Genomic DNA, 14,270 nt, shown 5'->3' with positions numbered 1-14,270 from the left:
GGGGGACATGCACGGTTGTGATCAGTGCCGCGTCGCAATCCAGATCAGCAACCCCGCCTGAAACATGGCGAAGGCCACCAGGCAGGTGATGGTGAAGCGCAAGCCGGTGTCTTCGCGCTTGAACTTGGTGACCTTCTCTTCCTGCTGCTTGAGTTTGACTTCCTGTTCCGCCAGGTTCTGCTCGGCTTGTTGCAGCATCTGCGCGGCTTCGAGGATGGTCACGAACTGCAGCTTCTCGGTGTTCCAGTCGCCGACCAGATCGCCAACCTGGGCCGACTTGATACTACCCTTGAGGTGCTGGGCGTCGGCGTAGGCCACCTCGAAACCCTGGGCCTTGAGGAAGCGATCGCGGCGCAGGCGCGTGTCTTCGTTCAGGGCGTCCTTGTTATCCAGGTCGGTGCCGTCTACCTGATAGGCCGACCAGCGTTTCTTGGCCCAGGTAATACCCTGGGCCGCGAGGAAACGGCCGATGCCACGGTTCAACGGCTCGACTTGCAGGTTGTCCGGGGAAAAAGTCAGGCGTTTCTCGACGTGATCGGCCCAGACGTCCAGATGATTCTGTTCCTTGCGCACCCGCTGGTTCGGCAGCTGGAGGGTCATGCGCAGCAAGCTGCGTTCCTTGCTGTGGCGCTCGACATAGCTGAACTCGACAAACCGCAACGGCCGAACACCGGTGGCGCGGTCGGTTTTGAGCGGCGCCAGCCGGAGCATTTTGTGATGCTCGGTATGTACGTCGGCCCACGGCAGCTCAGCCACGGACGAGGCGGGGGCTTCGGCAGCGGTGTCGGGGGAAGCTTGAGTTTCAGTCATAACGGCAAAATCCTGTCCAGGCCGGCGGGTCGGTAGCCATTGCGCTATCCGACACCGGGTTATCGGCCATTTTTGCCATTACTGAAATTAAATCGACTAAAACCGCCTAACGCGCGGCTAACGAGTCAATAAAACGCAGAATCCGCGCACCGAGTTCGGCCGCCAGGGGCAAGTTGGGGTCCTTATAGGAGGCCAGTTGCCGTTTCACGTCGTTGGGCACGATGCGCATCACGTGATTCATGCCCTCGATCAGCGCCAGTTCGGCGTCGGGCTTGGCGGCTTTCAACTGCCGGGCATCATCGACGCTGATCTGGATGTCGTTGCTGCCCTGGATGATCAAGGCCGGCATCTTCAACGCGGCGAAGGCCCGGGCCGGGTCCTGGCGGAACAACGAGATCAGGTAGGGTTGTACGCTGGGGCGGAAAATCACTCGCAGTTGCGTCGGCACGTTGTCGTCGAGTCGCCCGGCCTTGAGGCTGTCGAGCAGCTCATTGCTGCGCAACATCAGCGGCGGTGGCAGGCGGTTGCTCAATTGTTGGCGCAGTACCTGGTCGATTGGTCGGGCACTGCCGGACAGGGAAATGACCGCCGCCGCGTTGGCCTGGGGCGCGGCGAGGCTGGCGATCAACGCGCCTTCGCTGTGGCCCAGCAGGATCAACGGGCCCAGGCGTGGGTCGGCGGCGAGCTTGCGGCTCCAGGCCACGGTATCGGCGACATAGGCCTCGACGCTCAGGTTGCGCTCGTCCGGCGTCGCTGCGAGGCTGGCGGCCACGCCGCGTTTGTCATAGCGCACGCTGGCAATGTTGTGCCTGGCCAGGACCCAGGCCAGGCGCTTGAGGCTGTCGTTGCGCCCGCCCTCGGGGTTGTTACCGTCGCGGTCTGTAGGACCGGATCCGGAAATGATCAGGACAACCGGCACGGGCGTGTCGGACTTGGGCAGCAACAATGAGCCGAATAGTTCGCCATTGCCGGTGTCGAGGCTGATCGGGCGTTGCAGCACCGTGGCCTGGGCCAGGCAGGAAAACAGGCCGGTGAACAAGGTAAGGCTTAGGGCTAGCAGCTTTAACATCATCACGCCATTAGTTGCGAAGGTGCCGGTTGGACTGGTGGCCGCCGATAAGGTTCGAGGATGAACTACGCGGGGAGCCTGCGTATACTGGCGCCCACTACGAATCCAAGGTTGAGTCTCTCAGCGTTTTTCACGGAGCACCCTGCATGTCCGGCAATACCTACGGCAAGCTGTTCACTGTCACCACCGCGGGCGAAAGCCATGGCCCGGCGTTGGTCGCCATTGTCGACGGCTGCCCGCCGGGCCTGGAGATTTCCCTGGACGACCTGCAGCGTGACCTGGACCGCCGCAAGCCCGGCACCAGCCGCCACACCACCCAGCGCCAGGAAGCCGATGAAGTTGAGATCCTCTCCGGCGTGTTCGAAGGGCGCACCACCGGCTGCGCCATCGGCCTGTTGATTCGCAACACCGACCAGAAGTCCAAGGACTACTCGGCCATCAAGGACCTGTTCCGCCCGGCCCACGCCGACTACACCTACCACCACAAATACGGTGAGCGCGACTACCGTGGCGGCGGTCGCAGCTCGGCCCGGGAAACCGCCATGCGCGTGGCGGCCGGGGCGATTGCCAAGAAGTACCTGGCCAGCCAGGGCATCGTCATCCGTGGTTACATGAGTCAGTTGGGCCCCATCGAAATCCCGTTCAAGACCTGGGACTCGGTGGAGCAGAACGCCTTTTTCTGTCCCGATCCGGACAAGGTGCCAGAACTCGAGGCCTACATGGACCAACTGCGCCGGGACCAGGACTCGGTCGGCGCAAAGATCACCGTGGTCGCCGAAGGCGTGATGCCGGGCCTTGGCGAGCCGATCTTCGACCGCCTCGACGCCGAGCTGGCTCATGCGCTGATGAGTATCAACGCGGTGAAAGGCGTGGAAATCGGCGCCGGTTTTGCCTGCGTCGCCCAGCGTGGCACCGAGCACCGTGACGAACTGACGCCTGAGGGTTTCCTCAGCAATAATGCCGGTGGCATCCTCGGCGGCATTTCCTCGGGCCAGCCGATCGTGGCGCACCTGGCCTTGAAGCCGACGTCCAGCATCACCACGCCGGGGCGCTCCATCGATATCCATGGCAACCCGGTCGATGTGATCACCAAGGGCCGTCACGACCCCTGCGTCGGCATTCGTGCCACGCCCATCGCCGAGGCGATGATGGCCATCGTGCTGATGGATCACCTGCTGCGTCATCGCGGCCAGAACGCCGACGTGCGCGTCAGCACCCCGGTGCTGGGGCAGCTTTGATGGTCGGCCTGCCAGTCGCCGTGGCCTGACGACCGTGGCGGCACTGCCGTACTGGCGGCTTTCCAGCTTCTATCTGTTCTATTTCGCGCTGCTCGGTTCGACGGCGCCGTTCCTGGCGCTGTATTTCGATCACCTGGGGTTCAACGCGGCGCGCATCGGCGAGCTGGTGGCCATCCCCATGCTGATGCGTTGCGTGGCGCCGAACATCTGGGGTTGGCTGGGGGATTACACCGGCCGACGCCTGGCAATCGTGCGGTTTGGCGCGATCTGCACGCTGTTGGCCTTCTCGCTGATCTTCATCGACAAAAGCTACGCCTGGCTGGCGATGGTCATGGCGTTACACGCATTTTTCTGGCACGCGGTGTTGCCGCAGTTCGAAGTCATTACCTTGGCCCATCTGAGCGGGCAGGCCTCGCGCTACAGCCAGATCCGCCTGTGGGGCTCCATCGGTTTCATCATCACTGTGGTCGTGCTCGGCCGCTTGTTCGAATGGCTGAGCCTGGACATCTACCCGGTGGCCCTGGTGTTGATCATGGCCGGCATCGTCCTCGCCAGTTTCTGGGTGCCCAATGCCCAGCCATCGCAGGGGCCGCGAGTCGCGGGGGAGGGCTTCCTGCGGCAACTGCGCAACCCTGGCGTACTGGCGTTCTACACCTGCGTGGGCCTGATGCAGGTGAGTCACGGGCCGTATTACACCTTCCTGACGTTGCACCTCGAACGCCTGGGCTACAGCCGCGGTTTGATCGGCCTGCTCTGGGCGGTCGGCGTGGTGGCAGAGGTGTTGGTCTTCCTGCTGATGAGCCGGATCCTGGCGCGGTTTTCCGTGCGCCGGGTACTGCTGGCGAGTTTCCTGCTGGCGGCGTTGCGCTGGTTGTTGCTGGGTTCGCTGGCCGAATTTCTCTGGGTATTGTTGTTTGCCCAGGTGTTGCACGCGGCGACCTTCGGCAGCTTTCACGCCGCCGCCATCCATTTCGTGCAACGCAGCTTCGGCCCTCGCCAGCAAGGCCAGGGGCAGGCGTTGTATGCGGCGCTGGCCGGCACGGGCGGGGCCTTGGGCGCGTTGTATTCCGGCTACAGTTGGAATGCCCTGGGCGCCAGTTGGACGTTCAGCCTCGCCAGCCTCGCGGCCTTTGCGGCAGCCGTTATCATTGCGACACGTATGCAAGAGGACCGGCCATGAGCCTTCGAACCGTTAATTTGCTGGAGCCTTTGTCATGAGTAGCCTGTCCGTCTATCACGTTTCGAGCCCTGAGATTCCGAACAAGGTGTTGACCCACTTCGAGGACATTGTCGCGACGTTGGCTGAGCAAGGTGTTCGCTTTGATCGCTGGAACGTGGCGGCGAATATTCAGAGTGGGGCCAGTGAGGAAGAGATCATTGCGGCTTACCAGGTTCAGATCGATGGGGTGATGACCGAGCGGGGGTATGTTGCGGTCGATGTGGTTAGCGTTAGAAGCGATCACTCGGAACAGGCCGAGCCGCAGGCTGAGTGGCTTGATGAGTATCGCCATAGCCAGGACGAGGTACGGTTTTTCGTCAGTGGTCGAGGGTTGTTTAACCTGCACATTGGCGATTATGTCTTCGCTGTATTGTGTGAAAGGAACGATTTGATCACGGTGCCTGCTGGTATGCCGCATTGGTTTGATGGGGGGGAGCGGCCGTATTTCGTTTCGATTCGGTTGTCTGGTGATTTGCAGGGGTCGGTTGCTGAGCTTACTGGAAATGATATTGCTCGGCGGTTTCCTCGTTTGGAAGATTGACCGCGTTCTTAGGGTTGGTGTGTATATCCATTGCTGCGGTAACGGCGATGAGGCCGCCACATCCAGCATCACCGCAAACTGATCCACCGCCTTCGCGAGCAGGCTCGCTCCCACAATGGATCTGCGGTGAGCACAAGACTCATGAACACCCAAGATTCCCTGTGGGAGCGAGCCTGCTCGCGATGAGGCCGGCACATCCAACATCACCGCCAACTGACCCACCGCCTTCGCGAGCAAGCCCGCTCCCACAATGGGTCTGCGGTGAACACAAGACTCATGAACACCCAAGATCCCCTGTGGGAGCGAGCCTGCTCGCGATGAGGCCGGCACATCCAACATCACCGCCAACTGACCCACCGCCTTCGCGAGCAAGCCCGCTCCCACAATGGGTCTGCGGTGAACACAAGACTCATGAACACCCAAGATCCCCTGTGGGAGCGAGCCTGCTCGCGAAGAGGTCGGCACATCCAACATCACCGCCAACTGACCCACCGCCTTCGCGAGCAAGCTCGCTCCCACAATGGGTCTGCGGTGAACACAAGACTCTTGAACCCTAAGTGGCCGTTACCGCAGAAACGGATATACACACCGATCAATTGCCCTCAAAAGAAGGCGCAAAAAAACGACGCTTCTCATCTCTGAAAAAGCGCCGTTTCCAAGTAAACAGCAAAGCAAATTGACCAGCAGACTCAAGCGCTATGGTAAGTCGGCAGCGCAAACCGATGCTGGCTCTGCAGCAAGGTGATCTGTGGCAACTCGCTGGCCTGTTCAGCCAGGTCGCGACGGATCGCGCTGATCGCCCAGGACAACTGGTCCCCCGCATGCAACTGAGCATAGGAAATCGTGCGCTTGAACAGCTTGCCGTCGCTATTGCGCAAGGTCAGCAGAATGCCGCCATCCGGGCGGGGCTGAGTGGTCACTTCGTAGTTGGAAAACAGGGACGCAAACTTTTCTTGAATCATGTTCATAGTTGACTGCTCCATGGTGTGGCAAACCGTGGAGGGGTGGTTGCACTGTCTGTGCCAGCATCTCAGTTTTAAATAAATACTTTAAAAACAATAGATTACGTTTTTAGTGGGATTTTGCTTTCGTGCATCTTGCATGAATGGCCACCGTGCATCCTGCATTTTGCGTGGTCCGGCAATGATTTTTGGAACCAAATCGTTTTCCGGCGCTCACGCTTCGCCTGTCTCGGGCAGCGGATACAAAACATTGCAAAAACCGCGTGTACAGCCCCGCAAGTGCGAGCGTACTTTCGAGCCAAAATCACCGCCAGCCCGATAACAAGAACCGAGACCCACGAGGTCGAACGGGGAAGATCACCATGAGTCGTACACCCAACGACACCATTACCTGGGGCATGATGCTGCGCAAGTTGCCTGCCATCGCCAGGGCCGTCCCGCGCATCGTCAAAGGCATGAAGCTGGCCAATGTCCAGGACCTGACCCAGCCTTGTGGCCTGGGCTGGTGTTTCGAACAGGCCACGCAACGCAATCCCCAGGGCCCGGCACTGCTGTGTGGCGACACGGTGTTGAGTTATGCACAGGTCAACGCGCAAGCCAATCGCATCGCCCATTACCTGTTGGCCCAAGGCATCGGCAAGGGCGATTGCGTGGCGATCTTCATCGAGAATCGGCCGCAGCTGTTGATCAGTGTGCTGGCGATGGCCAAGGTTGGCGCGGTCAGCGCCATGCTCAACACCTCGCAAACCGGCGATGCGCTGGTGCACAGCCTGGCCCTGGTCAACCCGGTCGCGGTGGTGGTCGGGGACGAGCGGGTCGCGGCCTTCAACGACGTGCGATCGCGCACCGCGCTGTCGAGCGGCAGGACCTGGTGGGTAGCGGATCAGGACAGTGGCGATGTTCCGTCCGGCTTCGTCGACCTGATGGCTGATTGTGCGGATTACCCCGGCGATAACCCGGCGTGCAGCCAGCAGGTTTTTTGCAACGATCCATGTTTTTATCTCTACACCTCGGGCACTACCGGGCTGCCCAAGGCCGGAGTCTTTCGCCATGGTCGCTGGATGCGCACCTCCACCAGCTTCGGCCTGATCGCCTTGGACATGCAGCCCGACGATGTCGTCTATTGCACCTTGCCGCTGTACCACGCCACAGGCCTGTGCGTGTGTTGGGGCGCGGCGATCTGTGGCGCATCGGGGTTCGCGATTCGCCGCAAGTTCAGCGCCAGTCAGTTCTGGAGCGACGTACGCCGTTACCGGGCGACCACCCTGGGGTATGTCGGCGAGTTGTGCCGCTACCTGATCGACCAGCCTGTCGCAGCCGATGACCGCCACCACAGTGTGAATAAAATGATCGGCAACGGCCTGCGCCCCGGGGCCTGGTCGACCTTCAAGACGCGCTTCGGCGTCGACCACATCTGCGAGCTGTATGCGGCCAGCGACGGCAATATCGGGTTCACCAATATCCTGAATTTCGACAACACCGTCGGGTTTTCCCTGATGGGCTGGGAGCTGGTGCAGTACGACCAAGCCAGCGGCTTGCCGTTGCGCAACCTGCAAGGGCGCATGCAAAAAGTCCCCAGGGGCCAACCGGGCCTGCTGCTGGCGCGGATCGACGAGAAGGCACCACTGGACGGTTATACGGATCCCGCCAAGACCGAAAAAACCATCTGCCGGGATGTCTTCGTGCCGGGCGACCGTTACTTCAACACCGGGGACCTGCTGCGCAACATCGGCTTCGGGCATGGGCAGTTCGTCGATCGCCTCGGCGACACCTATCGCTGGAAAGGCGAAAACGTCTCCACCACGGAAGTCGAAAACGTTTTGCTGCAACACCCGCAGGTGGCCGAGGCGGTGGCTTACGGTGTGGAGATCAATGGCACCAATGGCCGCGCCGGCATGGCGGCGATCACCCCGTCCGAATCCCTGGCGACCCTGGATTTCAGCGAGCTGCTGCAATTTTTGCACTGCAAGTTGCCCGTATATGCCGTGCCGCTGTTCCTGCGCATCAAGGTGAAAATGGACACTACCGGCACCTTCAAGTACCAGAAGACGCGCCTCAAGACCGAAGGGTTCGATCCGTGTGGCACTGGCGATGAGCCGGTCTATGCCTGGCTGCCCGGCACCGACACGTACGTGCGGGTCGACCGGCAACTGGCGACCCGGATCCAGGGCGGCCAACTGCGTTATTGATTCTGGCTATGACGGGCACAGTGAAAAAAGGGATGACAGCGCCCAGGTCCCTCGGGAAACTAGCCGCTTTGCGAAGACCCGAGTGGAGTTCCCCATGTCCGATACAAGCCGCCAGATGACCCCGGAAGAGGCTGCCGAGTTTGCCGAGCAGGTGTTCAACGTCGCGCGCCAGGGCGACGCCGCCATGATGGCCGCGCTGTTGAGCAAGGGCCTGCCGCCCAACCTGCGCAACCACAAGGGTGACACCCTGTTGATGCTGGCCGCTTACCACGGGCATGTGGAAACGGTGAAAGTGCTGCTGGAGCACAAGGCCGATCCGGAAATCCGCAACGACAACGGCCAGAGCCCGATTGCCGGCGCGGCGTTCAAGGGCGACCTGGCCGTGGTCGCGGCGCTGGTGGACGGCGGCGCGCAGGTGGAAGGCGCTTCCTTCGATGGCCGTACCGCCTTGATGATGGCGGCGATGTTCAACCGGGTGGAAATCGTCGACTACCTGATCGGCAAAGGCGCCGACCCGAAAGCCAAGGACGCCAACGGCGTCTCGGCCCTCGATGCCGCGCGGACCATGGGCGCGGTGGACACCACGGCGCAGTTGGAAAAGTTGTTGGGTTGAACGACTAAACATAGACTCCGATAGCTTTTGTGGCGAGGGAGCTTGCTCCCGCTGGGCTGCGCAGCAGCCCCAAATCCAGCCACCGCAACCTGTCAGGTTTACCCTGCCCAGCGGATTTACGACTGCTTCGCAGCCGAGCGGGAGCAAGCTCCCTCGCCACAGGTTCCTGACTCGACCGGTGCGATGCGTTATCCTGCCCGCCCTCAAAACACCCTTCGCCACAGGATTCACCCCATGAAAGCCGCCCTCATCGAACTCATCGGTAAAATCAGCTCCGGCTGCCTCGGCGAGGCGGACATCGAGAAAATCGCTGATGAAGCGGCCCAGGCCTACGCAGACCCGACGGCTTTCCTGGCGGCCAATCCCGATATCAACTACGACGACACGTTCCCGATCCCGCTGGGGGAATGGGTGGTGGTGGGCAGCCTGCCGGACACCGTGCTGTTCCAGGCCGACACCTACGTGGACCTGTTCGAGCAGATCGTCGCCTCGTTCGGCCCCGGTGTGGCGTTCAACCTCAAGCCCAAGCAATTGGCGAAGACCGAAGCCCTGACCGCGCTCAACCGCATCCAGATCCAGATGGGCAGCCTGAACAAGGAAAACGGCGGCTACGTGCTGATGAACTTCAGCCAGTTGCTCGACGATGAATTGCAGATGGTGCTGGTGTACGGCAACGACGTGCCACGGGTGCTGGAGCTGTGTGCCGAAGTCGGTATCGCTGCCGCGCCGGCCCTGGAAGCCCTCAAGGTCGCGGTCCACGTCTGAAGCAATAAAACGGAACCCTTGCCGGAGGCCCGCTATCCTAAGGGTGCACACCACCATTTGGGAGCGACACCATGGGTTCCACCTTCAACGGCCTGGTCGGCCTGATTATCCTGGCGCTCGATATCTGGGCGATCATCAATGTCCTCAAGAGCGGCGCGGAAACCGGGATGAAAATCCTCTGGGTGCTGCTGATCCTGCTGCTGCCGGTCCTGGGCCTGATCATCTGGGCGATTGCCGGGCCGCGTGGCAACGTGCGGATTTGAATGCTCCATGAAAATGCCCGGGCGCCTTGAGCGACCGGGCATTTTTTGTGCCTGGGTAATCAGGCCGTGGCCAGGGACGCTTTTTGCGAGGCACTCAGGAAGCGCAGCAAGGCCAACAGCGGGAAGGCGCTGCCGACGATGACCACCCACAACCAGCCGCCGTGCTCGTACACCGCACTGGCAATCGATGAGCCGAAGGCACCGCCGACGAAGATGCTGGTCATGTACAACGCATTCAACCGGCTGCGGCTCTTGGCATCGAGGGCGTAAATGGTGCGCTGGCCCAGGACCATGTTCATTTGCACGCAGAAATCCAGGACCACGCCAGTCACCGCCAGGCCGATCACGCTGTAGAGCGGATGGATGAACGCCGGCAGGAAACTCACGCTGGCGAACAGCATCGCCAGCAGCGAGGCATTACGGGTATGGCCGGCATCGGCCAGGCGGCCGGCGATGGGCGCGGCGATGGCACCGATGGCGCCGACCAGGGCGAACAGGGCGATTTCAGTCTGGGACAGGCCGTGGTTGCGGGACAACTCCAGCGGCACGGCGGTCCAGAACAGGCTGAACGTGGCGAACATGCAGGCTTGGTAGAACGCCCGTTGCCGCAACAGCGGCTGTTGGCGCAGCAGGGTGCCGAGCGAACCCAGCAGTTGGCCATAGGAGGCGCTATGGTCGGGCTGGCGCTTGGGCACGGTCAGCGCCAAGACGATGCTGATCGCGGCCATCAACGCGGCGGCGATGATGAACATGGCGCGCCAGCCGAAGTGATCGGCCACGACGCTGGAGATGGGCCGCGCCAGCAGGATGCCCAGCAGCAGGCCGCCCATGATCCCACCGACAACCCGTCCCCGGGATTCTTCTGGCGTCAGGTGCGCGGCCAGCGGAATCAGGACTTGCACCGACACCGAACTGAAACCCACCAGCAGCGAGACCAGTAGGAACACGTTCGGCTGGTCAGTGAAGGCCGCCCCCAGCAGGCTGGCAATCGCCACCAGCGTGGTGAGGATCATCAGCCGGCGGTTCTCCAGCAAGTCCCCCAGCGGCACCAGGAAAAACAGGCCCAGGGCATAACCGATTTGGGTCAGCGAAACGATCAGGCTGGCCATGGTGCTGCTCAGGCCGACGTCAGGGGCGATCAGTTCGATGATGGGTTGGGCGTAGTAGATGTTGGCGACAATGGCGCCGCAGCAGAAGGCGAAGAGCAGGACCATGCCACGGGTCAGGGTGCTGCCGGGCGTGGTGGGGGGATGAGCACTCATGGCAATCTCGTCAGTGAACAGGAAAGATGGCGCGAGGCTAAAGCGTTACAGGGCTCTGGAACAGGGCTTGTGGTTGATAGCTGTCATGCCCGCGGTTAATGGTAGACACAGCACAGCAGATTAGACACAGCACAGCAGATCAGGCACAGCACAGCAGATCAGGCACAGCACAGCAGATCAGGCACAGCACAGCAGATCAGGAACAGCACAGCAGATCAGGAACAGCACAGCAGATAAGGGAGTGCCTTTGTGGCGAGGGAGCTTGCTCCCGCTGGGCTGCGTAGCGGCCCCCTTCTGGCGGTCGCCGCGCAACCGAGCGGGAGCAAGCTCCCTCGCCACAAAAGCTTGCATGCAATTCTGGTTGAACCAGTGTCTTACTGCCCGCTATAGATCTGGTCGAAAACCCCACCATCATTAAAGTGAGTCTTCTGCACCGTGCGCCAGTCACCAAAGGTTTTTTCCACCGACAGGAAGTCCACTTTCGGGAAACGGTCGGTGTATTTGGCCAGTACCGCCGGGTCCCGTGGGCGCAGGTAGTTGGCGGCGGCGATTTCCTGGCCTTCGGGCGACCACAGGTATTTGAGGTACGCTTCGGCGGCTTCGCGGGAGCCTTTTTTCTCGACCACTTTGTCGACCACGCTGACCGGTGGCTCAGCCTCGGCGGAAACGCTTGGGTAGACCACTTCGAACTGGTCGCGACCGAACTCGCGGGCGATCATTTCCGCTTCGTTTTCAAACGTCACCAGCACGTCGCCGATCTGATTGGTCATGAAGGTGGTTGTCGCGGCGCGACCACCGGTGTCCAATACCGGCGCCTGCTTGAACAGCTTGCCGACGAAGTCCTTGGCCTTGTTCTCGTCGCCGCCATTCTTCAGTACATAGCCCCAGGCCGACAGGTAGGTGTAGCGACCGTTGCCGGAGGTTTTCGGGTTGGGCACGATCACCTGCACGCCGTCCTTGAGCAGGTCGGGCCAGTCTTTCAAGGCTTTCGGGTTGCCTTTGCGCACGATGAACACCGTGGCGGAGGTGAACGGCGCGCTGTTGTTCGGCAGGCGGGTGACCCAGTCCTGGGGCACCAGTTTGCCGTTGTCGGCCAAGGCGTTGATGTCGGTGGCCATGTTCATGGTGATGACATCCGCCGGCAGCCCGTCGATCACCGAGCGCGCCTGCTTGCTGGAGCCGCCGAAGGACATCTGCACGGTGATGTTTTCGTTGTGCTCGGCCTGCCAGTGCTTCTGGAAGGCGGCGTTGTAGTCCTTGTAGAAATCGCGCATCACGTCGTAGGAAACGTTGAGCAGGGTCGGGGCGGCGTGGGCCAGGCCGCCGAAGGTCAGGCCGGCGGCGAGAAGGGAGGCGCCAAAGAAGTTCTTCACTGCGAATTCCTTTTTATTAACAGGGGTTCCGGGCAATTAGCCAGCAACACTAGCGGCAAGCCAATAGGCCATCAAGCATTAAAAAGTGCTTTGCTTATTCCAATTTCTTAAACAACGCATTGCCACAACGGGAGCAGAAAGCCGCGCCGTGTTCGTGGTTGTTTTTGCTGCACACCGGGCAATCGTGCTTGAGCTGGTCGCCGCGCATGGCCGTAGCCAGTTCAGCGGTGAAAATACCCGTCGGCACGGCGATGATCGAGTAACCGGTGATCATCACCAGGGATGACACCACTTGGCCCAGTGGCGTCTTGGGCACGATGTCGCCGAAGCCTACGGTGGTCAATGTCACGATAGCCCAATAGATGCCCTTGGGAATGCTGGTGAAACCGTGCTCGGGACCTTCGATGACATACATCAGCGTGCCGAAGACGGTCACCAGGGTCGAGACGCTGACCAGGAACACGATGATTTTCTGCTTGCTCCCGCGCAGCGCCGCCATCAGGTAGTTGGCTTGCTTGAGGTAAGGGCTGAGCTTGAGCACACGGAAAATCCGCAGCATGCGGATGATCCGAATGATCAGCAGGTACTGGGCATCGCTGTAGTACAGCGCCAGGATCCCCGGCACGATCGCCAGCAGATCCACCAATCCATAGAAACTGAAGGCATAGCGCAGCGGCTTGGGTGAGCAATACAGGCGCAGGCCGTACTCGACGATGAAGATGAAGGTGAAACCCCACTCGATACCGGCCAGCAGGGCGGCGTAGTTTTTGTGCACGCTGTCGATGCTGTCGAGCATCACGATCACCAGGCTGGCGAGGATGATCAACAGCAGGGTGCTGTCGAAGCGCCGGCCGGCCACGGTGTCGGTCTGGAAAATGATGACGTAGAGGCGTTCACGCCAATTGTTGCTGCTGTCCATACTCTTCGCCTGAACCCGGAATCAGCGAAGCCTAGGGCGATTGCCCCGCAGAGCGCAAGGCGCGCTGTCGAGGCTGGCCTGGTGCCACGCCCGGCCGCCGGCCTGGATCAGCCAGCAAGCAAGGATGAACGGTGCCGTCAGGGGCGGCAGGCCGAGGGCGGTAAACCCTGGGGTGAGCATGACCGCCAGGAGGATGCCCGTCAGCGGCAGCCACGGGCGACGCTGTGGGCTGAAGGCCAACGCCACCAACACAGGGTTGTAGCCGCCCAGCCCGGAAAGGGCGGTTGCGTTCCCCTGTTGCGACAAAGCGAAGGCCAGGCCGACGGCGGAAGCGAACAAGGCCCATGTCGCGGCGCGACGGTTGGCCAGCAACAAGCCCAGCGCAATCAGTGCACCGGCCGCAGGGTGGCCGAGAAACATGACTTGGCCCAGTCCGCTCAAATGCGCGGCCACCAGGTTGGGCATTGTCATTTCGATCGAGGTGGTTGGGGACGTCGGCGCGGTGACACTCATCAGCAGCCACGCCAGCCCTACAAACGGCGCGGTGTAGGCGGGCAGGCAACGAGGGCCGCGGGTGCGCTTGAGCCATTGCTGGGTCAGCATCGCACTGAGGCCGCCGGCGGCGATGATCAACGGCGGTAACAGCACCGACCAGGGCAACGCCTGGCTCAGCAGCAAGCCCAGCAGGATGCCGTTGTAGCTGAACAGTCCGGCTTGCCGATCGGCCTTGGCGTAACCACGTCGCTGGGCCGTCAGCAACCCGGCCACCCCGCCCAGCAGCGCGCCGCCGAACAAGGCCGGCGCCGTGAGCAGAATCGCCAGCAGGCACAGCAGGCCGCACAGCGGATGGCGCTGGAGGAAGATTTGGCTGAAGCCGTTGAGCAGGGCGGTGGCCCAGTCGGGGCAGTGGGGGTTGGAAGAATGGTTGGGCATGATGGGTCAGAGATAAGAGAACTGTGGCGAGGGAGCTTGCTCCCGCTGGGTCGCGTAGCGGCCCCTCTTTTTGCGGTTGCTACGCAACCGAGCGGGAGCAAGCTCCCTCGCCAC

Annotated in this window: 14 protein-coding genes; 7 read left to right on the top strand and 7 right to left on the bottom strand. The window is 61.5% G+C overall.

Features of this window, described 5'->3' with window-relative positions; genetic code table 11:
* Nucleotides 1-21 precede the first annotated feature (21 nt).
* Nucleotides 22-810 (bottom strand): hypothetical protein, encoded by a 789-nt coding sequence (locus HU715_RS15420; RefSeq protein ID WP_186710072.1) that lies wholly within the window; start codon nt 808-810, stop codon nt 22-24.
* Between the two features lie 106 nt (nt 811-916).
* Nucleotides 917-1,882, bottom strand: a complete 966-nt coding sequence (locus HU715_RS15415; protein WP_186710144.1) for an alpha/beta hydrolase — start codon at nt 1,880-1,882, stop codon at nt 917-919.
* Nucleotides 1,883-2,025: 143 nt separating this feature from the next.
* Here HU715_RS15415 and aroC point away from each other — a divergent pair, with 143 nt between their 5' ends.
* The 3 genes from aroC to HU715_RS15400 are packed head-to-tail and all read left to right on the top strand — an operon-like array spanning nt 2,026 to nt 4,877.
* Nucleotides 2,026-3,117: a chorismate synthase gene (gene aroC / locus HU715_RS15410; protein ID WP_186710070.1), complete on the top strand. Its 1,092-nt coding sequence runs from the start codon at nt 2,026-2,028 to the stop codon at nt 3,115-3,117.
* Nucleotides 3,118-3,151: 34 nt separating this feature from the next.
* Entirely contained in the window at nt 3,152-4,297 is a 1,146-nt protein-coding gene (locus tag HU715_RS15405) for an MFS transporter (RefSeq protein WP_186710066.1), read from the top strand.
* Between the two features lie 34 nt (nt 4,298-4,331).
* The gene (locus HU715_RS15400; protein WP_186710065.1) at nt 4,332-4,877 is read left to right on the top strand and encodes a 1,2-dihydroxy-3-keto-5-methylthiopentene dioxygenase; all 546 of its coding nucleotides are present in this window, start codon (nt 4,332-4,334) and stop codon (nt 4,875-4,877) included.
* A gap of 689 nt (nt 4,878-5,566) precedes the next feature.
* Here HU715_RS15400 and HU715_RS15395 read toward each other — a convergent pair.
* Nucleotides 5,567-5,845, bottom strand: a complete 279-nt coding sequence (locus HU715_RS15395; protein ID WP_003204481.1) for a DUF3509 domain-containing protein — start codon at nt 5,843-5,845, stop codon at nt 5,567-5,569.
* Nucleotides 5,846-6,201: 356 nt separating this feature from the next.
* Between HU715_RS15395 and HU715_RS15390 the strand changes: the two genes are divergently transcribed.
* The 4 genes from HU715_RS15390 (at nt 6,202) to HU715_RS15375 (ending at nt 9,669) form a co-directional block, all read left to right on the top strand.
* Nucleotides 6,202-8,028, top strand: coding sequence for a long-chain-acyl-CoA synthetase (locus HU715_RS15390; RefSeq protein WP_186708180.1), 1,827 nt, complete (start codon nt 6,202-6,204; stop codon nt 8,026-8,028).
* A 94-nt stretch (nt 8,029-8,122) separates the two neighbouring features.
* Nucleotides 8,123-8,641, top strand: a complete 519-nt coding sequence (locus tag HU715_RS15385; RefSeq protein WP_186708178.1) for an ankyrin repeat domain-containing protein — start codon at nt 8,123-8,125, stop codon at nt 8,639-8,641.
* A 234-nt stretch (nt 8,642-8,875) separates the two neighbouring features.
* A complete protein-coding gene (locus HU715_RS15380) occupies nt 8,876-9,406 on the top strand; it encodes a hypothetical protein (protein ID WP_186708176.1) in 531 nt (176 codons plus the stop codon).
* Nucleotides 9,407-9,477: 71 nt separating this feature from the next.
* Nucleotides 9,478-9,669, top strand: a complete 192-nt coding sequence (locus tag HU715_RS15375; RefSeq protein ID WP_003204476.1) for a PLDc N-terminal domain-containing protein — start codon at nt 9,478-9,480, stop codon at nt 9,667-9,669.
* A gap of 59 nt (nt 9,670-9,728) precedes the next feature.
* On the opposite strand, the gene HU715_RS15370 is transcribed toward HU715_RS15375, so the two are convergent.
* From HU715_RS15370 to HU715_RS15355, 4 genes are all read right to left on the bottom strand, one after another.
* Nucleotides 9,729-10,931 carry an MFS transporter gene (locus tag HU715_RS15370; RefSeq protein WP_186708174.1) on the bottom strand — a complete coding sequence of 401 codons (1,203 nt, stop codon included), beginning with the start codon at nt 10,929-10,931 and terminating at the stop codon, nt 9,729-9,731.
* Nucleotides 10,932-11,305: 374 nt separating this feature from the next.
* Entirely contained in the window at nt 11,306-12,304 is a 999-nt protein-coding gene (locus HU715_RS15365; RefSeq protein WP_186708172.1) for a sulfate ABC transporter substrate-binding protein, read from the bottom strand.
* Between the two features lie 94 nt (nt 12,305-12,398).
* Nucleotides 12,399-13,223 carry an ion transporter gene (locus HU715_RS15360; RefSeq protein ID WP_186708170.1) on the bottom strand — a complete coding sequence of 275 codons (825 nt, stop codon included), beginning with the start codon at nt 13,221-13,223 and terminating at the stop codon, nt 12,399-12,401.
* A 21-nt stretch (nt 13,224-13,244) separates the two neighbouring features.
* Nucleotides 13,245-14,156: an urea transporter gene (locus HU715_RS15355; protein WP_186708168.1), complete on the bottom strand. Its 912-nt coding sequence runs from the start codon at nt 14,154-14,156 to the stop codon at nt 13,245-13,247.
* Nucleotides 14,157-14,270: the final 114 nt, after the last annotated feature.

The sequence above is a fragment of the Pseudomonas zanjanensis genome (assembly GCF_014268745.2).
Classification (GTDB): Bacteria; Pseudomonadota; Gammaproteobacteria; order Pseudomonadales; family Pseudomonadaceae; genus Aquipseudomonas; species Aquipseudomonas zanjanensis.
The sequence above is the reverse complement of the archived record's forward strand: the minus strand, read 5'-3'. Positions and strand labels throughout refer to the sequence as shown.